The following is a 24,467-nucleotide window of genomic DNA, read 5'->3' on the forward strand; positions in this document are numbered from 1 at the left end:
TTTCCGTGCGTTCGGTAGCGCCCAAAAGCGTCTGAAGATTCGAGTAGGGCCGATCGGCATGAAGCGAACTGGGATTTGTCGTCTGTCTTGACGGTTCTCTTGACGTATCGCAAACTCGTTATGTCAAGGATTCTTTTGCGGTCGAGAGGGGTAAATGGAAACGTCAAATGCGAACTCTCTGTGTGGAGGGCTGCCGGGCCAAGCAAAACGCCGCTGAAAAATCCGAGTTGGCGATTCTGCATGAGGGTGAATAGAGAATATCGCAATCGTTTCTGCGATAGCAATTCTGCGGACGAGATGTCGTCGAGATTTGTTCCAGTCCTGTTGGGAAGCCAGTACAATCGGATTGTGAGCGTCGACGTCAACTGAGTTGAGATTCTTGACCTATTTCTACTGCCAAATTCCCCTCCACACCGGCTTGGATCTTCGCTGCGGGGTTAACTTTCGCGTTCATTGGCAGTGCAATTGCAAGACTGCTCGAATGAATTTTCAGCCGAACGCCCTCTTTTCACTCTCCGGTCATTCCAGTTCTCTGTTTGAGGGATGACGTTCGGACGCGATGTATGAGGAGGTTCTGCATGTCTGCGTAGGACCCATCAACGCAGTAAAAGTTGTGATGCTGTACGAAACAGCAGGAAGGTAATCGATGAATGAGCAAGGCTGGTCTGCCGCGCGTGCGGCAGAAGATAAGCATCCTCTAGACGACCGATCTCAATCGCAAGTCCAGCATGATGCTGAAATAAATCTTGCCGATGTGTTTGCGACGTTGAATCGTGCCCGATGGACGGTTGCACGTAGTACTTTGAGTCTGTTACTCATCTCGGTTGTCACGGCGTTTGCACTCCCCGTTCAATATGCATCCATCGCCCAGTTCATACCACCATCAAATGGGAGCAGTGCCTCTTCCGCGTTGGCGGGACAGTTGTCCGCACTGGCTCCGGCAGGCTTGTTGGGGGCGGTAAAGAGTTCAGGGGATCTTTATGCCGGTATCCTCAAGAGCCGATCGATTGCGGACGAACTGGTACGACAGTTCAATCTGCGCGAGGTTTATGGAGTCAAACGCGATAGCGATGCCGTGAAACGTCTCGGTAGCCATACGGCGGTGCTGGTTGGGATGAAAGACACCATCATTACGCTGACTGTTACCGATAAAAGTCCAGAGCGCGCGAGAGATCTCGCGAACGCATATCTCGACGCCTTGCGAGAGACAAACGGTCGTCTGGCTCTGACAGAATCCTCGCAGCGGCGCCTCTTCTTCGATCAGCAGCTGGCGAAAGAGAAGAATGATCTCGAGGAAGCTGAGGTGAGTCTTAAAGAGGTGAAAGAGCAATCTGGCCTGATCGCTCCCAGTGGTCAGGCTGCATTGGAGATTGAGACCATTGCGAAGACCAAAGCGCAGATTGCGTCAAGGCAAATTGAGCTTTCCGACTTGCGCCAGTCTTCAACGGAGCAAAACCCGGAAGTGATTCGCCTACGAGGGGTGATTGCGGACCTGCAAGGACAATTGGCGCGTCTCCAAAACGGTAATGGAAAGCTTGAGCCGGGAGATATTCCAACATCGAAGGTTCCTCAAATTCAATTGGAGTACGTTCGGCGAGAGCGCGAGGTCAAGTACCACGAGGCGTTATTTGAAATGATTGCGAAGCAAGATGAAGTGGCGCATATGGACGAACTTCGGGACTCGCCGCTTCTCCAGGTTCTTGATACGGCGTCTTATCCGGACCACAGAGCATCACCACCGCGGACTCTTATTATGGTGGCGGGATTCAGTGTTGGTTTGTTCGGCAGTTGCCTTTGGGTTCTTTGGCGCAGATACGGGGTAGCGATACAGTCTTCTCTCAGGAACTCGACATCAATACAGCAATAGTTATCTCGCCGACGAGGCCGACGCGTCGGTCTTGGTATCGATCTACATTCCCTAACTCACAAAGGAAGGCTGCCCCTGTCAACTGCAGCTGATAAATCGGTTCTGAAGTCGAACGCTATCTGGCTCTACGCGATGATGGGGTTGAACTATGTGATCCCGGCAGCGATGTTGCCGTTCCTCGTTCGCGTCCTGGGAGTTGAACAGTATGGTTTGATTGCCTTTGCGCAGGCGATCGGACAGTATTTCGTGATAGCCACCGACTATGGGTTTAATTATTCCGGTACCCGAGCTGTAGCGCAGAGTCGTGACGATAAAGATGAGGTGTCGCGGATTTTCTGGACCTTGACAACCGTCAAACTCGTTCTGCTTTTTTTCGGAGCGTTCGTGATGGGAGGCATGATCGCTTTCATCCCTCGGATGCGCGCCAATATGGGGATCTATATCGTTACGTATCTTGGAGTAATCGGCAGCGCGGTTTTTCCGACCTGGCTATTTCAAGGGGTTGAGCGGATGCGTTCGATCTCGATTATCTCGGGGCTCGCAAAGCTTAGTTCCGCGGCGATGATTCTGCTGTTTGTTCGCAACCATGATGACTCGTTGTTGGCTGCGTTCCTGTTGTCGTGCGGCCTGCTGCTCGCGGGCGTGATCGGAATGATTGTTGCCCTGATTCAGCATGTGAACTGGTTTACGCTTCCGACGCGAGGCGACATTTATGGGGCACTCCGGGATGGCCGCCATCTGTTTTTGACTACCGCAGCCGTGAGCCTCTATAGCAACACGAATGTGTTCCTTGTTGGAGTTCTTGGCGGAGATGCTCAAGCCGGATACTTCAGCCTTGCCGATAAACTGATTCGGGCTATCACCGGTTTAGTCGCGCCGATCATCCAAGCTTCCTACCCTCGCGTCATTCGGCTAGTATCAGAGTCGAAAGACCTTGCGCTCCTCTTTATCCGCAAGCTCATGTTCTGGTTCATGGCCGTCGGTCTCGTGGGTGGGAGCTTACTCTTCTTGCTTGCCAGACCGATCGCTCTGTTTTCATTTGGCCATAACGCCATTGCTGTTGTGCCTCTACTTCGTTGTCTCTCTTTGTTTCCAGGATTGGCCGCGATGACCTATATGCTGTCAACGCTCGTACTGATCCCGTTTGGTTTCGAGAAAGTGCAGAGCAGACTCCTTTTATCCGTTGGAGTGCTGAATGTGGGGGTAGGTTTTTTGTTGATTCCTCACTATGGCGCGCTCGGCGGGGTACTTGCCATGACCGCGGTCGAAGCTGTCCAGATGGTTGGTGGCACATGGCTGCTGTCCCGCGGAGGCATTTCGATTGCGCGGCTGCTTGCGATGTCCGTCTCGCGCATTGATTTGGCAACCCGATAAGATATGGGTAGAAGTGGCTCCATGATCAAAGGGATTTGTATGTGGAACTCTTGAATGGGGGATGGTGGCAGGGCAAGGAAGAGACTCAAATGGAACTGGATTCGGTTTTTCTCATAAAGTCATGATCGTTAAATTACTCCTACAAACGTTGAAAAACTCCGCGCGGCTGGTTAGAGACCGGATGGTGCTGGAATCTTTTGGGGCGAAATTCGAAAACTGTCGTATTGATCCCAGGGCGATCATCCGAGTTGGTCATGATTGTCACCTGAAGTTTGGCCGCAACGTCGTGATTGGGGCGCTTACGTTTATATCCGTGGAACCGGATCTTCACGCTGCACCGGGTGATGTCGCGAATCTCGATGTGGGGGATTTCACCTATATTGGCGAAGGGAATAATCTGCGGGCCGCTGGCGGAATTCGTATCGGTTCCAATTGCCTTATCTCACAAGGAGTTTCTATCATCAGTTCCAACCATTCTTCCGAATTGGGACGGCCGATCACGGAACAGCCATCCAGGACAGATAAAAAGGGTGTCACGATTCAAGATGATGTATGGATCGGAACGAACGCGACGATCCTTCCCGGGGTCACTATCGGGAAGGGGGCCATCGTTGCTGCAGGGAGCGTTGTGACGACGTCGGTCGCTGATTATACGATTGTGGCGGGTGTTCCCGCGCGTTTTTTGAAGGCTCGCCAATGATGTCCGTGAATACTTCACCGCCAATCGTTTTCATTGATGATGCGCATACTTTCGGTGGAGCACAGATTGCCATGGGGTGGGGAATCCGCTCGATCATATGCAACACCAGTGAACGTGTTGTGTGTGTATGCACAGAGAAGACCAGACGAGCGGTTGAGGAGATTGTTGGTCTGACACCGCGGTTGGAGTTTATTGAGTGTCCGCCCGCTCTTCCTCTGAATATTTTCAGTTTTCCTCTTAGAATACCCGCATTTTTTCGTATTCTCCGTCCGCTGCTGCGTCTCGGAGTCAGGGGCTGGTGGCTGAATCTCTCAGGAATCGAATTCTGCCTTGCCCCTCTCACGACTCTTTTATGGTTTGGTGAGAAGCCACATGGATGGCTGCACAATACCGAGCGGTTTGCAGTACTGATAAAGAACGCATCATGGAGAAGAGCGCTTCTGAGTCGCTTGAGAGACTGGAGTGCGGACCGGTGGGCTTTCAGCCTTTACCCTTCGATCATTACGCCGAGCCAATCCACCATACCCGATGTCGAGGCGCGTTTAAGGGGAAAAAGAAGGCCTTTCATCGGTCACCTTTACTCCCCACCCATTGGAGAGCAGACACGGGTTGTTCGAGATATCGAGAGAGATGCCAGCATCTCTGGACATAGAGTGATCGATCTATGGATGATTGGCCGGATTGACTACGGACACAAGAATAACCTGATTGCGCTCGATGTCCTGGGCAGGCTTGAAGAGAATAGCGTTAACGCGACCCTAACGATTGTTGGGGATGGTCCGGACTTTGCGGATATGAAGATAAAAGCGCAAGCACTCTCGTTTGGGCGCAAAGTGATTTTTCTTGGATGGAGCAACACTCCTTGGGACACGATCTCCCAATCTGCAACGGTTTTGATCCCATCTTTCTACGAGTCAATGTGTATCGTCGCTCGTGAGGCAATGGTTCGAGGGATCCGTATCGTCGCGAGCCCGATTCCCGTATTTCATGAGTGGATACCAGACTCCCTTATCGCCAACGATTTTGCGGTTGATACATTTGTGGAAAAGATCGTCGAGGTACAAGGTTTGCCAACGAGGCAGTTGCTTGAACTTTACGATGCAGCGCTATTGAGATTTTCGGATAAGACGTTCATTGAGAGCTTCAAAAAGTACTCGAGTCAAGGCGGATCAGATGGCAACTAGCTTGATGCAGGAGAATTCAAGGTGGGGTTCACGGAATGCTTAGCGACCGCATAGCTTCTTATCTGATGAGGCGGTTTCGAGGCCGGAAACTCGATATCGCACCTCAACTTTCTGCGATGGCTGTGCTGACAAATCTTGCGCAGAAGGGGCTTGTCCCTCTGATTCGTGGCACTTTTGTCAAGATCTGGCTGGCGGAGGCGCGTGGCTCCTTCTTTCTGGGGAAGGGGTGCAAAATACTCAACAAGTCGATGCTGAAGATAGGGAATAACGTTTATATCGGCAACTACGGATATCTCGATTGCTTGTCTGTGGATGGTGTCACGATAGGCAATAGCGTGACGATTCGTGAAGGTTGCTGGGTACAGTTGACGAGCCACTATGACAAGCCGGGAGAGGGCATCACGATCGGGAACAACGTCTATATTGGTCCCAGGTCTATCCTTGGGGCGGCTGCTCAGATTACGATTGGTGACCGGTGTCAGTTGGGGGCAAATGTGTCTTTAATTGCGGAGAATCATGCGTTTTCGGGCGAGGGAGACATTTTCGAGCAAGGGGTCGTTCGCAAAGGCATTTGCATCGAGCGAGATGTCTGGATCGGCAATAATGTGACAGTTCTCGACGGTGTCACGGTAGGTGAGGGATCGGTGCTTGGTGCTGGAACGGTATTAACCCGATCTGTCCCGGCCCGTTCGGTTGTGGTTGGAGTTCCGGGAAGAGTCATTAAAACCAGATGATGAACCTCAGACGGATAAGCGATAAGGTTCTCTACGGAATTCTGGTCTGCTGTATCTTCTCATTTAAGTTTGTGCTTATCGGTGTTGGAGAGAGCGGTATCCGCTTAGACGATCTGCTGATTCTGATCGCCGCTCTCTTGCTTTTTTTACGCGGCGATATCAGTCGAATTGAGCGATCCAGGTCCTTCAATCTGTATATTTTTTTTATCGCAGTAAGCTTTCTTTCAGCGATATGGAATACCGCGTTGGGCCGTGTTGGCGGAATGATCGCGACGTTCTTCATCGTGAGACTGATTCAGTACTGCACCTTCTATTATCTGGGATATCTGGTGAGTGAGAGGGGCATCCGCATATCGAAAATGCTCACATGGTTCCTCATCATCTTATGTGTGGCTGTTCCGCTTCAGATGTTGGGCCTTGTTCCTGTCCCCGGTGCGTTTGAGGGAATCACCTCACGGGCAGTTGGGAATACAAACGGCCCTTATGAGATGGCCGCTGTCGCCGCATTTCTAATGTGCTATCTGGGGTACGGACAGAAGAGTCGCATTAAGGGAGTCCTTTCGACGGGACTGGTTGTTCTTTCTGCGTCACGTATCACTTTTATCGGGGCTGCATTGAGCCTCCTGCAGTTCTTCATTGTTCGAACTAAGACCCGTGCAGCTCGAGTTGCGATTGTCTCTACACTATTTGTGATGGGGTTTGTGCTGGTGGCGGTCTCCAGCAGCCTGACCATCGGCTCGGGCGAGGAGGACGGAAGCATCGTTGGGCGCCTCTCCAGTGCTGTTTCTGGATTCACGTTGGATATTCCCATCGCGGTCTATCGAAGTGCTCCAACTTATGCTAAGTCGACAGACTACATCGATGGTCAATTTGCCGCTGCAATCGACGATGCCACAAATGTAGAGGCCGACCAAAGTGGGTTGCAGAGAATCTTCCGTTGGATGACGCTCATCAAGACCACGCTTGCCAGTTATGACTCCATCGTTCTGGGACTGGGCCCGTCGTTCGGTTCCGCGGCTGTCGATGGCTATTTCGTGCGTCTTTTTATCGAGACAGGCCTCATTGGACTCTTTGCGTTCGGATGCTTTGCCTGGTCTCTGTTGGTCTCACGGTCCAAGTCGAGCTGGGCTTTTCGCCAGTATGTTTTCATTCTGCTTACGACGTCCTGCTTTATCGATATCTTCGTCAGCTATAAACCTATGCTTTTATTCTGGATGTGGCATGGGATGCTGCAATACAAGAAGCGTGTTGCCGAGAATGAGGAAAATAACGGTCCAGCGCAAATTCTAATTGAGGTCTAGTTTCGATGAGAGATTGCTTTGTTGAGGTAGATATCAAGGAGCCTCTCCGCGATTTGGTCCCATGTCTCGATGGCGCCCGAGGTTAGATCAATCGAGTTTACCGTCCCATCATGGCTGCTTTTGAGTGCCTCTAGTATCCGTTGCACGATGGATTCTTTTGAAGCTGGATCGACATAGTAGGCATCTTGGCGCAGAAGCTCCGAAGTGCCTCCACAGATCGAAGCGACAACACGGCAACCGAGTACGTATGCCTCGATGTCCAGCCGTGAGGATACCTCAAACCAACTCGCAGCTACGTGAACGCGTGACCGAGCAAGGTAGCTGTTGACCTGCTCGAAGGGAACACCGCCGAGATAATGAGATCGACTTCCCGCGATCATCTCTTTGAAGCGATCGCAGTATCGCTTGTGATTCGGGTTTTCGTAGCCGATGAAGGTCGCGCCTAACCCAAGAGATTCAAGTGCCTCCAGGATGGCAATCTGGTTCTTGCGTGATTCGATCCGCCCCATTACGCAGATGTCGATGTCACGCTCCGATGGGGGGTGGAGGGACCCAAACTGTGGCATCTCAAAGCCGTTGCGGATGCAAAGAACCCTGTCAGGAGGAAGCTTGCATAACTCGTTTTCTATGTCTGCGAGTTCCTTGTCCGCGGCAACCAGGTTGACGTCAACTCCAAGCAATATTTGCGACTGTCCCTCGCGGACACCCTCCAATACTAGTTCCAGAGTTGCTGAACGTAACTCTGGATACTTTATCGACTTGACCAGACTACGCAGTGCGTCAAGGGTACTATATCCAATAATCCCTGAGAACAAGCCGATCAGGCCCCCACGGCCTTGCCGTTCATAAAGAGCAATCTCTTGATAGGAGTGGTGAAGAGGGGTCAGGACGATCTTTTTGCCTGATTGTTTTGCTGCCTTGAATTGTCGATAGAGATCAACGGGACGATCGATATTGGTAAGGTGAATTACATCGAAGTCAGAGAAATCGGGATTGAGACTTGTCGAGATCACACCTTCGAAAGGGATTCCCCGTTTTGCAGCGGCCTGGGTACAGCGCTGAAGATATTCGCGCATGAGAAGGAGGTCTCCGCCAGGTTTGTCCAAGGCGTCGACGCGCATGGGGTAAGCAACTTTCATCTTCTATACTCTCCAACGCTCCTAGTGCCAAAAGGCTGATGCCACGATGCGCTTTCTGCTCCCGGCACTTGTCAGATCGCTGCTTGAAGCACTATCCGGTTCGGATAAGAGCTCCGGTTTGCGGTCTAATGTGGCAGTCGTCTGGAAGCCGCCTCTCTTTCTTGATTCTAGATGATCTGCCACCTGGTTTCCGACAACGGCTCGTGGAAAATGCCGATGCTGTCTTTCTTCGCTGGGGACAAGAGTATTCGTGTCTGCGTAGAATGCCGTGCATGGCAACGATACCGATGCCGCCGCCCCAGGAAACGCCCGAGGTTGCCGATGCGCTGGAGGCGCATGTCCAGCGCTTGTTGCAGAGTCCTCACTTTGCACGGGCCGACACGCAACGGAAGCTGCTTGCTTATCTGTATGAACATCGGCACGAGACGGTGAGCGAGTATGCTCTGGCGACCGATGGGCTGGGGCGTAACAGCAACTTCGACTCTACGACCGACGCTTCGGTGCGTGTGCACATCTCGCGGCTGCGGCGGAAGCTGAAGGACTACTATCTGCAGGAGCCCGGGGAGCCGGAGCTGCTGGTGATTCCGACAGGGACACATCAGCTAATGGTGCTGGAGCATCCGGCGGTGGCGGCGCGGGTGGAGGCTGTCGAGGCGGTTGGAAACGTTCCCGAGGTCGAGACGCGCCGCGATTTTCTGGTGCCGGGGCTGGTGGGGATGGTGGTCGTGCTGGCAGTTTTGGCAGGTTGGCTGGGATGGCGGAACCATGAGCTGAGCGGGCGGATTCGACCGGTTCCGAAGACGAGCGCTTTTTGGGCTTCGTTCCTGCAGGGGACGGCCCCGATCAAAATCATTCTGCCGACGCCGGTGTTTTTCGGTTTTCCGAATGAGCCGACGTTCCGGCTTCGGTCGGTATCGGTGAATGATTTCAACGACATCCCGAAGGATCCTCATTTTCAAGCGCTGGTGGACAAGCTGGGGAAGCCATCGTTCGAGCAGTCGTATACGGTTACGTGGGACACGTTGGCGGCGATCGATATGGCGCGTTATCTGGACGCGGTGGGAGCGCAGCAGAGGATTTCGTTCGATGTGACGCGGGATTTGTCACCGCTGGTGCTGGAGAACTCGAACGTGATTGCGGTGGGGACGCACCAGACGCTGCAGCCTTTGAAGGAGTATCTGCAGGCGATGAACTTTTCGCTGGCTCCGTCGGAGCTGCGGGTGATCAACGCGAAGCCGAAACCGGGAGAGCAGGCGACGTACGAGATCATCAACAAGTCGGGGAAGACGTCGAATGAGCGTGAGGTGAGGCCGTCGCTAGTGGCTCTGCTGCCGGGGCGGGCGCCGGGGTTGAAGGTGCTGCTTCTGCAGTCGAGGGATACGGGTGCGCTGGTGTCGCTGCTGTCGTCTTCGGCGGGGTCGAACTCGATGGAGGAGATGTTGAAGAAGAATGGGAACCCGCAGTACTTCGAGATGGTGACGTATACGGAGCTGGAGAACAACAGGCCGCTGCGGACGTGGCCGGTTGCGATTCATGCTTTTGCCTCGCAAGTGCCTGCAAATTCGATGTAACAGCACGTAACATACGGCTCGAAACGTGTCAGGCATGGGGTGCGGGTGACAGTATGTTTTCCCATGAAGAGGAACCCGTTTCGTCCGCTCTGTGTTGTTTCCGGTCTGCTGTTTGCCTCCACCGCTGTCTCTGCCCTTGCTGCTGCTCCCGCTGCTCCGCCTGTGGATCTGGTGGTGTATGGGGGGACTGCCTCGGGTGTTGTTACTGCGTACTCGGCTGCCAGGGAAGGTCTGCACGTTGTGCTGCTGGAGCCCGGCGGGCATCTGGGCGGCATGGTGACCGGGGGGCTTTCGGCGACGGACGCTGCCTATTTCAAGATCATCGGAGGGTATGCCCGCGATTTCTATCGTGAGGCTGCGGCGCACTACGGCGTCCACAAGCTGGACGCGCATGAGGACTGGCTCTCGGAACCGAAGGTGGGCGAGGAGATCTTCAACACCTGGCTGAAGAGGGCTGGGGTGGAGGTCCACTTCCATGAGCGGGTGAAGGAGCATGGCGGCGTCTCGAAGAAGGGTACGCATGTGGTCTCGATTACGACCGAGGACGGGAGAGTGTGGGCGGCGAAGATCTTCGCGGACTGCTCGTATGAGGGCGACGTGATGGCCGAGGCCGGGGTGAAGTATACGGTGGGCCGGGAGGGTGAGGAGACCTACGGCGAGGATCTGGCCGGGGTGCGAGTGGATACGCCGAAACATCAGTTTTTGTGGAAGATCTCGCCTCGGGATGAGAACGGGAAGCTTATGCCGGAGGTGGATCCCGGACCGATGGGGGCGAATGGCGCGGGCGACAAGAAGGTGCAGGCCTATAACTTCCGGATGATTCTGACGGACGACCCGGCGAACAGGATGCCGTGGACGAAGCCGAAGGGATATGACGCGGCGAGGTTCGCGTTGCTGGCGAAGTATCTCGGGGAGTGGAAGGAACATATGCATCGTGAGCCGAACTTCCACGATGTGATGAACCCGGTGATGATTCCGCACCGGGAGGCGGACTTCAACAACAACGGCGCGTTTTCGAGCGACTACATCGGGAAGAGCTGGACGTATCCGGATGCGAGCTATGCGGAGCGGAAGAGGATCTGGGACGACCACCTGCTCTATACGCAGTCGTTTTTGTGGTTTCTGGCTTCGGATCCTCGGGTGCCGCAGCCTCTGCGGGATGAGGTGAACAGTTGGGGGCGAGCCAAGGACGAGTTTCCGGATACGGACGGGTGGCCGAACCAGCTTTATATCCGCGAGGGGCGGCGGATGGTTGGGGTGTATGTGATGCACCAGGCTGATCTGCAGACGGACCGGACGAAGAAGGATTCGATCGCGATGGGGTCGTACAACAGCGATTCCCACAACATACAGCGGGTAGCGACGCCCGATGGCGGGGTGCGGAACGAGGGCGATGTGCAGGTCTCGGTAAAGCCTTACGAGATTGCCTTCGGGACAATTCTTCCGAAGAAAGACCAGACGGACAATCTGTTGGTTCCGGTGTGTTTGTCGGCTTCGCATGTAGCGTACTCGTCGGTCCGGATGGAGCCGCAGTACATGATGATGGGCCAGGCGGCGGGCGTTACGGCGGCGATGGCGATCAAGGGCAAGACGGCCGTACAGGATGTCGATGTGGTGGCTCTGCAGCAGAGGCTGCGCAGCCAGAAAGCCATCCTTCATCTCGAGCAGGAGGCGACGGGGTCGGGCGTCGAGTAGGCGTTCTAGCCTGTTATCTCTGCAAGTTGCTGAAAAGAATGCATCTGTTACGTAACGTAACAGGCTGGAACTACACGACGATCGTCTGCGAACGCCATAGTTGCGAGCCGTAACAGAGAAGCCTGGATCCGCGTTGCGAACTTCGCGGACCCCGAGACGAAACAGTTTTGCAGTTCCCTTTGAGAGGCTATCCATGAAGCACACACTCGTTTCTCTTTGCCGCTCCCTTGGTCTTGTCCTGCTGCTGGCGCTGGTTCCGGCTGGCTTGCTGGGGCAGGGCGCGAACGGAGTCATTACCGGCCAACTGACGGACAGTACCGGCGCCATCCTTCCAAACGCCCAGGTAACGCTGACCAAGACCGACACGGGTCTGGTGGTGAAGGAGCAGAGCAATGCTCAGGGCATCTACACGTTTCCGTCTTTGCAGACCGGCCCGTACAAGGTGCAGGTGACGCAGACGGGCTTCAAGAGCACCGAGACGACGCTGGTGCTGACGGTGGGTCAGACGGCAAACATCGACCTGACGCTGGCGGTGGGATCGAGCAGCGAGACGGTGAACGTGGAGTCGTCGGGCATGGCGGATCTCGAGACGAACGACGCGACGCTGAGCTATACGGTCGGCGCGCGACAGGTGAGCGATCTGCCGCTGAACGGACGCAATCCGTATGGGCTGGCGGCGCTTTCGCCGGGTATCGCTCCGGGTGGCGGGTTCGGGCAAGGGGTGAGCCAGGTGCGCGGGGCCGTGGTCGCGGCGGGTACGAACAACTTCGAATCGAATGGCGGCGCGGCGGGATCGAACGAGATTCTGTTGGATGGCGTGCCGGTGACGGTATGTTGCCAAGGGCAGCCGGCGTTGACGCCTTCGGTGGAGGTGGTGGATCAGTTTAAGGTGATCACGTCGGTTCCTTCGGCGCAGTTCGGGCGGTCTTCGGGCGGCATTTTGAACATCGGGTCGAAGAGCGGTACGAACCAGGTGCATGGTTCGGTGTATGAGTATCTGCGGAACGAAAAGCTGGATGGGGCGCCGTATTTCTTGAAGTACAACAACAAGCCTCCCGTGCCGGGGCATAGCGATTTTCGGGCTCCGCACAAGTTCAACCAGTATGGGTTCTTTGTGGGCGCGCCGGTCTATGTTCCGAAGGTGTACGACGGACGAGACAAGACGTTCTTCACGTTTGGTTGGGAGGCCTCGCGCAATGTGCTGTATGCGCCGGTGACGACGACGGTGCCGACGGCTTTGCAGAGGCAGGGCGTGTTCACGGAGGCGCCGGGGTTGATCTACGATCCTTCCAGCACGAGCGGCAATACGCGTCAGCCGCTGCCGGCGGGATGCAACGCTGCGGGATGCTATGCGGCGGGTAAGTTTGTGCAGAATATCAACCCGGTGTCGCAGCAGTTGCTGCAGTTTCTGCCTCTGCCGAACGTGGCGGGGCTGACGAACAACTATGTGTATGCGAACCGTACAAGCGACCAGGTGGACCAGTTCAACTTCCGCGTGGACCATAACTTCTCGTCGAAGCAGCGCGTGTTTGTGCGCGGCACGCGGGACACGAACACGCACCATGAGAACGATCTGTTCAACCAGCCGACGGGGCCGAGCGGCATCAACCAGACGCTGCGCGCGTACTTGTTCGCTGTGGGCGATACGTGGACGATCAGCCCGAATTTCCTGCTGCAGACGAACTATGGGTTTGCTTATCAGAAGAACTTTCAGATTCCGCAGAACTACACGGGGTATATGGCTTCGAAGTACGGGTTCACCAATCTCGACAGTCAGCAGCAGATCCAGGGTTTGCCGTTCATCGGCATCTCCAGCTATGCGAATCTTTCGAATGCGGCGAATACCAACCGGTGGGAACACTACACCCATGTTCTGGAGTCGACGGCGGTGTGGCAGCGCGGCAAGCATACGCTGACATTCGGGTATGACGGACGGCGCATCCAGGAGCATCAGCAGAGCGCGAGCAATGGTCCGGGGTCGATCTCGTTCGACACGACGCTTACGAATGGACCGAACGTCACGGCGTCTGCGGCCTCGAATCAGGCGCAGTTCGACTCGTTCGCGGCGTTCCTGCTGGGCACGTTTACGTCGGCTACGCTGACGCGTCAGGTGCAGCCGGCTTACAACTCCTGGTACAACGCGTTTTATCTGCAGGACGACTATCGGGTGAACTCGCGGCTGACGGTGAACCTCGGGCTACGGTACGAACTCGAGACGGGTTATGCGGAGCGCTATAACAAGTGGGCCGATCTGGATCTCGGCGTGACGAATCCGCTGTCGGCAGCGACGGGGCTTTCGTTCACGGGCGGCGCACGGTATCTGGGAACGAACTTTCCGACGCGCACGTGGATGACGTACAAGGACAAGTTCGCTCCGCGGCTTGGGCTGGCGTTCCAGGCGACCAACAGGACGGTGATTCGTGCGGGCTACGGCATCTCGTATCTGCCGACCTCGCAGCGGTTCTACGGCACAGGCACGCTTGGTTACGCGCAGAACACGCAGACGAACTTTACGAGCACGTCGGTCCCGACGACCACGATTGCGAATCCGTTTCCGAATGGCGTGGTCCTGCCGGCCGGTCCTGCGGCGGGTGTGACGGCCGGTACGGGAACTTCCGTGAGCGGCGCTCTGTATAACAATCCGCTGATGTACTTCGAGCAGTTCAACGCGGGTGTGGAGCAGCAGCTTGCGAAGGGGATCGTGGCCCACTTGAGCTATGTGGGAAGCCATGGGATCCATCTGCCGATCAACTGGCGTCCGAACGATCTGCGGGATCAGTACTTTGGGAGTGCGGGAAGCCAGACGCAGATCGATTACCTGAACGCGCAGGTCGCCAATCCTTTCTTCGGTGTGGCGAATGCTGGGCCGCTGGGTACGGCGGCGACGGTGCAGCGCGTGCAGTTGCTTTCGGCCTATCCGCAGTACACACCGAACACGGGCATGGCGAACGGATCGCTCACGGTGAGCCAGCTTGGAATCGGCGCTTCGATCTTCAATGCGGCGCAGGCGTTCATCACGATTCAGCGTTCGAAGAACCTGACGGCTACGCTGAGCTATACGTACTCGAAGCTGATGGGCAATACGTCTCCGCTGTTGACGGGATTTCTGAATGTGAACGGCACGCCGGGCTTTCAAAACAGCTATCACATTCAGGATAAGGAGTGGTCGAATCTGGCGACGGATATCCCGCAGCGCTTTGTGGCCAACGCGAACTACACGCTGCCGTTTGGGCGTGGACAGAGGTTCGGCGGCAACGTGAGCGGCCTGGTGAACGAGGTGATTGGGGGATGGAAGCTGAACTCGATCGTCGCGGTGCAGTCGGGCTATACGCTGGCGATCACACAGACGGGCGGACAGGCCTACTCGGGATCGAGGCCCTTCTTTGTTGCGGGCGTGAGCGCTTTGACTACGGGCGATCTGCATAAGCGTCTTGGCGGAACGGGACAGACGCAGGGCTATCTGAATCCAGCGGCATTCCGGCTGGCGACGGCGTTTGAGCTTGGCAATGTACCGCGGTCTTCGGGAAGCCTGCGGAGCCCGGTGGGATTCCAGGACGATGTCTCGTTGCTGAAGGATTTCCCGATCCACGATCGTCTTGGATTGCAGTTCCGTCTTGAGGCGTTCAACGTGTTGAACAAGGTGCAATTCAGCGTGCCGAATACGACGTTCGGATCGTCGAGCTTCGGGTTTATCACGGCGCAGGCGAACTCCCCGCGCAATATGCAGGTGGCGTTGAAGCTGACGTTCTAAGTTGGATCGGTACCACGTGTTTCTCCCGCCCCGCGTTCCTTCTGGAGCGCGGGGCTTTCTTCATACCTTCCCGCAACTTGGATACGGTATGACGATCGATGCCGATTACGCGGTCTTTTGTTATGGTCCTAGATGCAGCGCCACAGCCGTCGCGGCGGTTGTGGCGCATTCGCGGTGCTGGGACGATCGGATGAAGAGAATACATCGCGCTTGGCTGCGGAACGGGATCGTGACGGCGCTCGTGCTGCTTGTGTGTCTGGGGCTTGCGTCCAGGTGCCACGCGCAGCAGACGTATCGGGATGCGGCCTCGATTCTTGCGCTTGCACCGGATCGCGCGTACCGTGACGAACCGGTGATGCTGAAGGGAGTGGTCACGCGCACCACGGACTTCGGCTTCTTTCTGCAGGATCAGACCGCAGGGGTGTGGGTCTTCCGGGATCATCCCAACGATCTCTCCGTGCATGACGTGATTGAGCTGAAAGGAGTTGTGCATCAAGGCCGTTTCTCTCCGGGAGTTCTGCCGGTGTCGATCCGGAAGCTGGGATCAGGGCCGCTCCCGAAGCCGACGGTCACCACGGTGCGGGAGTTGAATACGGGCGATCTCGACTGTCAGTACGTGTCGTTGTCGGGAATCGTTCGATCGGCGGGTCTTCGGGCGAGGGATTCGCAATCGCAGCGTTTGTGGCTGAAGATTGCCACGGATGATGGCTCGATCTATGCCTCGCTTCCGGAGAAGGATGCGGCCGCAGCCAGTGCGTTGACGGACTCGCTGGTTGAGGTGCATGCCGTTGCTGCCAGCACCAAGAATCAGAATCGGCAGATCATCGGGCCGACGCTGATGGTGCCGGGGATGGAGGGGATCAGGGTGCTGCGTGGCCCGGAGCGGAGTATCGCGTCTTTGCCCCTTCTGCCGATTCAGCGTTTGATGCAGTACCGGAGCGGCACCGACTATCTGCATCGGGTGAAGGTTGCCGGGACGGTGACGTACTACAAGCCCGGTGAGTCGCTGATTCTGGAAGAGGATGGGCGCGCACTGTATGTCGCCACCGTGCAGAACAGTGCGATCGAACTTGGGGATCGGGTGGAGGCTGCGGGGTATCCCGCACCGACGAGCACGGGACCGATCCTGGAAGATGCCATCCTGCGGAACCTGGCGCATGGAGATCCGCTGCCACCGAAGACGGTGAGCGCGCAGGAGTTGGCGTCGGGCACCTTCAATCACAACCTTGTCCGTGTCGAAGGGCGGTTTCTTCGCAGAGTTGTTGAGCCCTATCGCATCGTGCTGCTGATTCAGTCGGGGTCCACGCTGCTGCTGGCGCAACTCTCGGAGAATGGCCGCTTCAACTCTCTGCAGGATTTGAAGGAGGGAAGTATCGTGCGCGTCTCGGGCATCAGCATGCTCGATGCGGAAGGGACATGGAATGTGGATGGTCCGACGGCCAGCGCGATTCGCTATGAGATCGTGCTGCGTGCGCCGGACGATGTGCGGGTGATCGAGGCGCCCTCGTGGTGGACGATGCGGCACGTGATCTATATCGCCCTGGTGCTCGCCGTGCTTGTGCTCATCTTCGTGGCGCGGGATATACGTGGGCGGATCGCGCGATGGAAGTTGCAGGTGGTACTCGACGAGCGAGAGCGGATGGCGTTCGAGATGCACGACACGCTCGCGCAGAGCCTTGCGGGCATCGGGTTTCAACTGCAGGCCATCCGCAAGAGCGTGCGTGGGGAGAACGCGATGCTGATGCGCCAGGTGGATGTTGCGCGGGCGCTTGTGCAGCATAGTCACAAGGAGGCCAGGCGGCATAGCGAGCAGTCGGTCGTTGAGGCGGATACGTCGATGGATCTGCTTTCGGCGCTGGGTGAGTGTGCGAGTACGCTGGTCGCGGGAGGATCCGTGAAGGTGGAGACCTCCTCCGTAGGCAAACCGCGGGCGATTCCTCCGCTGGTGGCCGCGGCGCTGCTGCGGATTGGGCAGGAGGCGATTGCGAACTCCGTACGTCATGCCAATCCCGAGCGTTTGCAGATCGTCCTCGAGTTCATGGATGATCGTGTTCGGCTGGTTCTTGCGGATGACGGGTGTGGCTTTACGAAGAGCGGAGACCTGCTCGGCTTTGGCTTGCGCGGTATGCGGAAACGCGCTGCCTCGATCTCCGCGGCGCTGGATATCGACAGTGAGCCTGGAGGAGGAACGCGCGTCGCAGCGATCGCTCCGCTGCCACCGGGGCTGAATCTGGCGATACTGGTGAAGCGGTTGTGGAAGTATCTTCGGGGGAGTGTGATTCATGTCCAACGCGATTGAAGCTCCGATTCGACTCCTGATCGTCGACGATCATCCCGTGGTCTGCGCCGGGCTCACCAGTATGTTGAGCGCGCAGCCGGGCATTCAGGTTGCGGGGTCGGCGGCTACCGGGCAGGAGGCGCTTGCCATCCTCGAGTGCGAGCGCCCGGATCTGATTCTGCTCGACCTGCGGATGCCGGGGATGGATGGTGTGTCCATGCTGCATGCGCTGAAGGAACTGGAGACACCTCCTCGCGTCGTGGTGCTGACCAACTCCGCAAAGGAGGAGGATATCTACCGTGCGATTCGGGCTGGGGCGCAGGGGTACCTGCTGAAGGACACGCCGGAGTCGGAGATGGTCGCTGCAATCTTCATCGTGATGCAGGGGAAGCGCTACATTCCGCGGCACATTGCGGCAAGGCTCGCCGATCGCATGATGAAGGATGACCTCACGGGACGTGAACTCGAGATTCTGGAGCTTTTGGCCCAGGGCCTGACCAACAAGCAGATTGGCAAGGATCGAAATATCAGCGATAACACCGTGCGCAACCATGTGAACAACATCATGGAAAAGCTTGGCGTTTCCGACCGTACGGAGGCTGTGGCCTCGGCGATACGGAGCGGCGTTCTCGCGGAATCGGACTGAGTGCTTTGCCATCCGGGCCTTCGGGCGGTGAGCCAATCGGAGCTTATGGGATAGTCCTGCCAGCGGCTTTCGAGTAGTACGTTTGTACTATTGGTTTGGGGTCCGCTTGGGCTTGACTGCCGTTGTTTCGCGCGTCTAAGGTTTCGGCCCATGAAACCAATAGGAAAAGTATTCCATGTTCGCAACTGCGGCTTTCGCTCCGCATTTGTCCTCACGCTGTTTATGCTCCTTGGAACGGGCCTCTATGCGCAGGGCTATGGTTCCATCTCCGGCACGGTGACGGATCCGACCGGGGCGGCGGTATCGGGTTCCGTGGTGGTGGTCACGCAGACGGACACAGGCCGTCAGACGACCGCCACGGCAAGCCAGAGCGGTGCGTTCGTGTTCCCGACGCTTCCACCTGCGAGCTACTCGCTGAAGGTGACGACGACGGGCTTCCGGAGCTTTCAGCAGAAGGGGATCATCGTGCAGGCGGACCAGTCGGTGACGATCAACCCGAAGCTGGCACTTGGCGAGGTCAGCGAGACGGTTGAGGTGACGAGTACGGTGCCGCAGATCGACACGACGACGGGAACTCTGTCGCAGGTAATCGATCGCGAGCGGGTTGTCGATCTTCCGCTGAATGGGAGGAATGCCGCTGCGCTGATCACGCTCGTCGCCGGCGTGGTGGATGCGACGAATGAAGGCAATGGAGCCAACCAGGGCAATGGCAAGACGTTTCCCGCGGCGGTGATTACCAGCACCAATGGCACGCTGCCGAACCAGTCCAACTATCTGCTGGATGGCGGCAACAATGTGGACGAGATGACCAACGTCAACGGGCCATTTCCGTTTCCCGACGCCTTGCAGGAGTTCAGCGTGCAAACGAGCAACTACAACGCTGAGTTCGGGCAGAGTGCAGGCGCCGTGGTCAATATCGTGACCAAGTCGGGAACGAGAAAGTTCCATGGCTCCGCGTTCGAGTTTCTGCGCAATGGCTACTTCAATGCCAAGCCCTACTTCGCGGCTTCCGCGGATAACCTGCACCGGCACCAGTTTGGTGGGACCATCGGCGGCCCGGTGATCATTCCGCACTTCTCTACGGGAACAACGACGCAGTTCTTCTTCGGCTATCAGCACACACTGGTCCATCAGAACTCCAACGCCAATACAACGACGGTTCCGACGCTGGCGGAGGAGGGCCGCACCGCAAGCGGCGGCACGCTGCCGTACGCCGATCTTGGCAATCTGTGCGCGGCTGGATTCAACGCGCAGAACATCTGCACGAATGCGAGTCAGCAGATTCTGAATCCGTTTACGAATGCGGCGTATCCCTTGAACCGCATTCCTTCTTCGGATTTCGACCCTGCGGCGGTGGCGTATCAGAAGGTGTTTCCGACCTACTCGGGCACGGAAGCGGCGGGCAAGATCGGCGGTCTGGTGAGCTACTACAAGCCGACCGTGCAGTACTTCAATGAGTATGTCTCACGCGTCGATCACGACTTTGGCACGAAGAACCATCTCTTCGGCAGGTACTACTACAACTTCTACAACCAGGCCGCGGTGTTCGATCCAAACAACCTGGCGAGCTACCAGTCGTACTTCAATACGCGGTATCAGAACGCGCTTCTGAGCGACACGCATGTGTTTACGACGAACCTGGTCAACTCGTTGGTGTTGAACTACCAGCGTGAGGTTGCGTTGCGTGGCGGGCCTCCGGGCAGTTCGAATATTACGGCCTTCGGAGTGAAGAACATCTGGCAACCGGATACGGGGCCGTATCTTGCGGCAACGATTACAGGCTACTTTGGCGCATCGTCCTCGGCGTTCGCGGGCTGGGGCCGCAACAACTACACCTTCAACGACGATGTTCACTGGGTGAAGGGCTCGCATAATATCGGCTTTGGCGGTCATTTCGAGCTGAGCAAGTTCGACGTGACGAATGTCTTCCAGTCGTACGGTGCGTTTGGCTTCGGCACGGCGACCAATAAGATTGGATCGACGAGCTACCAGTACCCCAATGCGTATGCGAACTTCCTGCTCGGCTTTATGACGAGCTTTGGCCAGGGGAACTATGAGTTGGTCAATGACCGGAATCACTTCCCAGGCGTGTATCTGCAGGATAGCTGGAAGGTAACGCCGCGACTTCAGCTCAACTATGGACTGCGTTGGGAGTCGTTCGCCCCGTGGTCGAATCGCATTGGATCGGAGCAGCAGTTCAGTGCGTCCGCCTATGCGGCTAACCGCGGGACGAGCCAATTCACTACGCTGCCTGCAGGGCTTCTGCTTTCGGGCGATCCGGGGGTGCCGAAGAATGGCGTGAGGAACAAGTACACGCAGTTCATGCCGCGTGTGGGCTTTGCGCTGGACGTGTTTGGCAATGGCAAGACGGCGGTGCGCGGCGGCTTCGGCATCTTCTACCAGGACAGACTGCCGGGCTTCTTCAACCTGAGCCAGGCGAGCTTTGTGCCGAACACGATCTCCATCACGCTGACGAATCCCGGGCTTGCCGGGCCCACGCCTGGAGCCAATCCCGGTGGACCGTTCAGCAACCCCTACTGCACGGGATGCGCGGTCGGCAGCACACCGAATCCTTTCCCCTTCAGCCTGCCGTTTCCTTCCACGAAGGCGTTCCCCAACGGCATTACGGTTGCAGAGTACGACCCTTCAGGAAACTTCCAGATTCCTGTTACCGACGACTTCAACCTGATCGTCGAGCAGCAGCTCGCGCCAAGCTGGTCTGCTCGGTTTGCGTACGTGGGTTCGGTGTCGCGTCATCAGTTTGTGAACCTGGAGATCAATCCCTCGGTCAACAACGGCTCCGGTTTGAGCACGAACGCGCGGCGCGTTTATAACACCGCGCCCACGATCGGTCCGTGCGCTTCCGCGACGGGGTGCAATGCCAACTATTCGCAGATCATCATGGCGGCGATGATTGGGAATGCCAACTTCAACTCCTTCCAGGCAACGCTTGAAAAGAAGATGAGCCATGGGCTTTCGCTCCTGCTCAACTACACATTCTCGAAGTCGCTGGACGATATGCCGCAGGCGACGAGGATCTCCAACACGGAGGATCTCAACGCCGGTGCTTCGTATGTTTATCCACTCTATCCGTCGAACGCGACGGGCATTCCCGCGGCGGCTTATGTCACGGACATCAAGGCGCTCGACCGGGGTATCTCGGATATCGATCACCCTCAGGTCGTCTCGGCATCGTACGTGTACAAGTTTCCGAAGGCGTATACGTCATTCGCTCCAGCGAACTTCCTTCTGAATGGTTGGAGAATTACGGGGCTGGTGCAGCATCACTCGGGAGACTCGCTGACAGCTTACACCGGAACGGACAACTCGCTGACCGGGCTGAGCCAGGATCGTGCGCAGCGCGACTTCACGAAGCCTGCCTATTCGCGCGATGCGTCGAACGCGGGGGATTGCCAGGCAGGCAAGTCGTGCGTGAACTGGTTGAACAATGCGGCGTTCTCCGTGCCTGCCAATACCGGTCCCGGTACGGGCTTCGGCAACGTGGTGAAGGGAACGCTGCGTGGTCCCGGGTATACGAACATGGATGCTGCGGTGATCCGGTCGTTCCGGATCTATCGTGAGTCTGCACTCGAGTTCAGAGCGGAGTACTTCGACGTGCTGAACCATACCGAACTCGGCAATCCGAATACGAGCAATCCCATCAGCAGCAGCACATCGTTTGGGACGATCACGTCCACACAGGGAGGTCCGCGTGTCGCGCAGTTCTCGCTGAAGTATGCCTTCTAGCGTGGATGCAACTTGTTGTTCGTGTTTCCAAAGAGAGTCCAGCATCTACGGATGCTGGACTTTTTTCTTTCGAAACTTATAAGGTTCGGATGTCGTACTTATCTGTCAAAGCTAGTTGTCGAGCTTTTACCAGATTTTATTGGGACGAGTTGATTGCGGAATATTTCATGCTTTTGTATTACTTCGGGATCTGCCGTGAATAGGTAAGGAATGAATTTTTCGGACCGGAAAAAGGATTCCATCTACGCCGCTTGACGAGGAACCCGTGAAGGTCTACATTGGCTTCACTGACACCTAAGAAGTTTCCGGGCCTCCAGAGTATTGCTGCCATTGCGTGTCTGTTTTACCCCTCACTGAGTCTGTATTCGCTATGCCTGCGTGAGCCGGGCGTAGGCGAACCTGCGCGTTGATGATGTGGTTTCGTGCGTGTGGATGACAGCTTCAGTGAGGTGTTACATGGCAATTGCGGCAGTAAGTCTTTCTTTCAAGCAGGTTCTACAGCTTCTTGAAGATGTGAGTCATGGGGATGCTTCGGCGTTTGCCGGACTTAGCCTGTGGACGATGACGCGACAGGAGTTCCTGAATAGCACCTTAGGTGGACTTCCTCTGGTGAGTGTAGCCGTGAAGAAGAGTTGTTGCTCCAGCACGCCTGGGGGAGCGGTAGCTTCCGCGCTGGTGCTTGGATTGAAGGGAGAATTTCCGTTCGATCAGTCCCAGTATCCCAGGCTGCCGTGGGGTAAGAGTGCGATGAAGGCGGAGGAGATCGCACTGATCGAGGCGTGGATCGCCGATGGCGCTCCGGAAGACGCACCGATCGGGCAGGAGTATGTCGTTGGGCGCGGCGACTGGAGTGCTGATCAGGTTCGTGTGCGGGTAGAACCTTCCGCCTATGCGGACGCTGGCGCTGCCTACGCGGAGTACCAGGGCGCGACAAACGAATACAAGTATCAAAATGGCGAGCTGCGGCAGAGGATGAACATCGACTGCATGTCGGAGGATCAGATTGAGCGCCTGCGCTATGCCTTTGGAGAACTCTACGCGCTGAATGACTGGCCGGACGATGCGCGCAACTATAACAATGTCGCGCTGATTCACCAGAACCACTGTCAGCATGGATGGGAGCGGTTTTTGCCGTGGCATCGCGTCTACCTGTATGAGCTGGAGCAGGTGATTCAAGATATCTGTCCCGATGTGACACTGCCGTACTGGGACTTCACGATGCCACAGTATGTGCCGGCCAGGCCTGCTGAAGGAGAGATCATTCCGCCGGCGCTGAAGGCGTTTCTGCGTAAGGAGTCTCTGCCGTTTCTTGCGGATCATGGCATCCCGGTAGATGGACTCGAGCCGTTGGTGGGTGAGCGTTTCGCACGGCAGACTGACTTCTTCGATGCGGTGGGCGGCGCAATTGGAGCGCAGTACACGACGGGTGTGGCGCGGGAGCGCTTTATCGACGCGCTGCTGGCGGCCAATCCTTTGTGGTACCCGCTGCGGTATCCGGGGCAGTTCAAAGGGCAGACGATCAACAAGCAGATTCACTACCACTACCCTACGGCCGATGACATGGCGCAGATTCTGAGCCTGCGCAGCTTCCGCGACTTCGGTGGTGGAAGCAGCTATGACGATGCGTTCGGCTTCCTGGACCAGAATCCGCACAATACGATGCACATCTGGACTGGAGGGATGAACCCGCAGGCCAAGGAAGATGCGGGTGACACGAAGGATCGCAACAAGAGCGTGCGGGTTGCGGGAAGGCGGTTTCACAAGAAATCGGATCTCTATAGCCAGCCGGCGCTGGGAGACATGTTCAGCAACCTGACTGCTTCGTACGATCCCATCTTCTGGTGCATTCATGTGAACATCGACCGCATCTGGCATGAGTGGCAGGAGTTGAACCCGAGCGGACTTCCTGCGGATCTCGACTCGGTATTGACGCCCTGGAGCTACACCATCCACGACACGCTGGAGATGCGGCGCTTCGGCTACGAGTACGTGAAGAGCACATGCCTGTTGCCGGTTGGGGCGGCGTCGCCTGTCGCGCGGTTTGTGTCAAAGCCACTGGAGATTGCGCCTACGGTGCGCGGCTCGTTCCGTTCCGCGGAGGTGCGGCTGCATCGCGTACCGCAGTTGCCGCGATCGGGATTTGTGCGGGTGTTTCTGAACCTTCCCGATGCGAATGCGAACACGCCGATCGATCATGCGAACTATGCGGGGTACCTGGCGATCTTCGGACATGGGGACTGCATTGGTGGCCCCGGACACTGTGCGGTGCCGCAGCGGAGCAGGTATGACCTTCGACCGCGTAGCCACAACGCCCCGCGCAACCATCGCGTGAACGTGACGGCGTGTGCCCGCCGGTTGTTTGACGCAGGTGCGTCTTCGATCGCGATCACCCTGGTGGTGATTGGAGCGGACTACGAGGAAGATCGCGAGTTGCTGCGAATGGATGGCGTTTCGCTGAACTTCCTCGACTAAAACTTCTC

Annotated in this window: 14 protein-coding genes; 13 read left to right on the plus strand and 1 reads right to left on the minus strand. The window is 56.7% G+C overall.

Features of this window, described 5'->3' with window-relative positions; all coding sequences use genetic code 11:
- The first annotated feature begins 646 nt into the window (after nt 1–646).
- The 6 genes from BM400_RS09255 (at nt 647) to BM400_RS09280 (ending at nt 7,160) form a co-directional block, all read left to right on the plus strand.
- Nucleotides 647–1,867 carry a GumC family protein gene (locus BM400_RS09255; protein ID WP_089838704.1) on the plus strand — a complete coding sequence of 407 codons (1,221 nt, stop codon included), beginning with the start codon at nt 647–649 and terminating at the stop codon, nt 1,865–1,867.
- Nucleotides 1,868–1,984: 117 nt separating this feature from the next.
- Entirely contained in the window at nt 1,985–3,241 is a 1,257-nt protein-coding gene (locus BM400_RS09260; RefSeq protein ID WP_281245513.1) for a flippase, read from the plus strand.
- 121 nt (nt 3,242–3,362) lie between these two features.
- Nucleotides 3,363–3,941 (plus strand): acyltransferase, encoded by a 579-nt coding sequence (locus tag BM400_RS22805; RefSeq protein ID WP_281245492.1) that lies wholly within the window; start codon nt 3,363–3,365, stop codon nt 3,939–3,941.
- Between the two features lie 5 nt (nt 3,942–3,946).
- Nucleotides 3,947–5,125 carry a glycosyltransferase gene (locus BM400_RS09270; RefSeq protein ID WP_175528939.1) on the plus strand — a complete coding sequence of 393 codons (1,179 nt, stop codon included), beginning with the start codon at nt 3,947–3,949 and terminating at the stop codon, nt 5,123–5,125.
- Nucleotides 5,126–5,241: 116 nt separating this feature from the next.
- A complete protein-coding gene (locus tag BM400_RS09275; protein ID WP_175528940.1) occupies nt 5,242–5,859 on the plus strand; it encodes an acyltransferase in 618 nt (205 codons plus the stop codon).
- Complete coding sequence (locus BM400_RS09280; protein ID WP_089838711.1) at nt 5,856–7,160, plus strand: hypothetical protein; 1,305 nt, start codon at nt 5,856–5,858, stop codon at nt 7,158–7,160. Before BM400_RS09275 ends, BM400_RS09280 begins: the two co-directional genes overlap by 4 nt.
- Here BM400_RS09280 and BM400_RS09285 read toward each other — a convergent pair.
- Entirely contained in the window at nt 7,157–8,299 is a 1,143-nt protein-coding gene (locus BM400_RS09285) for a glycosyltransferase (protein WP_089838713.1), read from the minus strand. The genes BM400_RS09280 and BM400_RS09285 overlap by 4 nt on opposite strands.
- Before the next feature lie 272 nt (nt 8,300–8,571).
- On the opposite strand from BM400_RS09285, the gene BM400_RS09290 reads away from it, so the two are divergent.
- The 7 genes from BM400_RS09290 (at nt 8,572) to BM400_RS09320 (ending at nt 24,459) form a co-directional block, all read left to right on the plus strand.
- On the plus strand, nt 8,572–9,870 hold the full coding sequence (locus BM400_RS09290; protein ID WP_175528941.1) for a helix-turn-helix domain-containing protein: 1,299 nt from the start codon (nt 8,572–8,574) through the stop codon (nt 9,868–9,870).
- A 63-nt stretch (nt 9,871–9,933) separates the two neighbouring features.
- Nucleotides 9,934–11,565, plus strand: coding sequence for an FAD-dependent oxidoreductase (locus tag BM400_RS09295; protein WP_089838717.1), 1,632 nt, complete (start codon nt 9,934–9,936; stop codon nt 11,563–11,565).
- A gap of 193 nt (nt 11,566–11,758) precedes the next feature.
- Complete coding sequence (locus BM400_RS09300; protein ID WP_089838719.1) at nt 11,759–15,316, plus strand: TonB-dependent receptor; 3,558 nt, start codon at nt 11,759–11,761, stop codon at nt 15,314–15,316.
- Nucleotides 15,317–15,506: 190 nt separating this feature from the next.
- The gene (locus BM400_RS09305; RefSeq protein WP_175528942.1) at nt 15,507–17,615 is read left to right on the plus strand and encodes a histidine kinase; all 2,109 of its coding nucleotides are present in this window, start codon (nt 15,507–15,509) and stop codon (nt 17,613–17,615) included.
- Nucleotides 17,599–18,240: a response regulator gene (locus BM400_RS09310; protein WP_089838723.1), complete on the plus strand. Its 642-nt coding sequence runs from the start codon at nt 17,599–17,601 to the stop codon at nt 18,238–18,240. The genes BM400_RS09305 and BM400_RS09310 overlap by 17 nt, the downstream gene beginning before the upstream one ends.
- Before the next feature lie 222 nt (nt 18,241–18,462).
- Entirely contained in the window at nt 18,463–21,987 is a 3,525-nt protein-coding gene (locus tag BM400_RS09315) for a TonB-dependent receptor (protein ID WP_175528943.1), read from the plus strand.
- Between the two features lie 456 nt (nt 21,988–22,443).
- Nucleotides 22,444–24,459, plus strand: a complete 2,016-nt coding sequence (locus BM400_RS09320) for a tyrosinase family protein (RefSeq protein ID WP_089838727.1) — start codon at nt 22,444–22,446, stop codon at nt 24,457–24,459.
- The last annotated feature ends 8 nt before the right edge of the window (nt 24,460–24,467 follow it).

The sequence above is a fragment of the Granulicella pectinivorans genome, assembly GCF_900114625.1.
Lineage (GTDB): Bacteria > Acidobacteriota > Terriglobia > Terriglobales > Acidobacteriaceae > Edaphobacter > Edaphobacter pectinivorans.

Coding starts and splice junctions, on each gene's coding strand:
- BM400_RS09280 (WP_089838711.1), top strand. CDS start 5,856: ATGATGAACCTCAGACGGATAAGCGATAAGGTTCTCTACGGAATTCTG.
- BM400_RS09320 (WP_089838727.1), top strand. CDS start 22,444: ATGGCAATTGCGGCAGTAAGTCTTTCTTTCAAGCAGGTTCTACAGCTT.
- BM400_RS09300 (WP_089838719.1), top strand. CDS start 11,759: ATGAAGCACACACTCGTTTCTCTTTGCCGCTCCCTTGGTCTTGTCCTG.
- BM400_RS09275 (WP_175528940.1), top strand. CDS start 5,242: ATGGCTGTGCTGACAAATCTTGCGCAGAAGGGGCTTGTCCCTCTGATT.
- BM400_RS09315 (WP_175528943.1), top strand. CDS start 18,463: ATGCTCCTTGGAACGGGCCTCTATGCGCAGGGCTATGGTTCCATCTCC.
- BM400_RS09305 (WP_175528942.1), top strand. CDS start 15,507: ATGAAGAGAATACATCGCGCTTGGCTGCGGAACGGGATCGTGACGGCG.
- BM400_RS09285 (WP_089838713.1), bottom strand. CDS start 8,299: ATGAAAGTTGCTTACCCCATGCGCGTCGACGCCTTGGACAAACCTGGC.
- BM400_RS09295 (WP_089838717.1), top strand. CDS start 9,934: ATGAAGAGGAACCCGTTTCGTCCGCTCTGTGTTGTTTCCGGTCTGCTG.
- BM400_RS22805 (WP_281245492.1), top strand. CDS start 3,363: ATGATCGTTAAATTACTCCTACAAACGTTGAAAAACTCCGCGCGGCTG.
- BM400_RS09255 (WP_089838704.1), top strand. CDS start 647: ATGAATGAGCAAGGCTGGTCTGCCGCGCGTGCGGCAGAAGATAAGCAT.
- BM400_RS09310 (WP_089838723.1), top strand. CDS start 17,599: ATGTCCAACGCGATTGAAGCTCCGATTCGACTCCTGATCGTCGACGAT.
- BM400_RS09290 (WP_175528941.1), top strand. CDS start 8,572: ATGGCAACGATACCGATGCCGCCGCCCCAGGAAACGCCCGAGGTTGCC.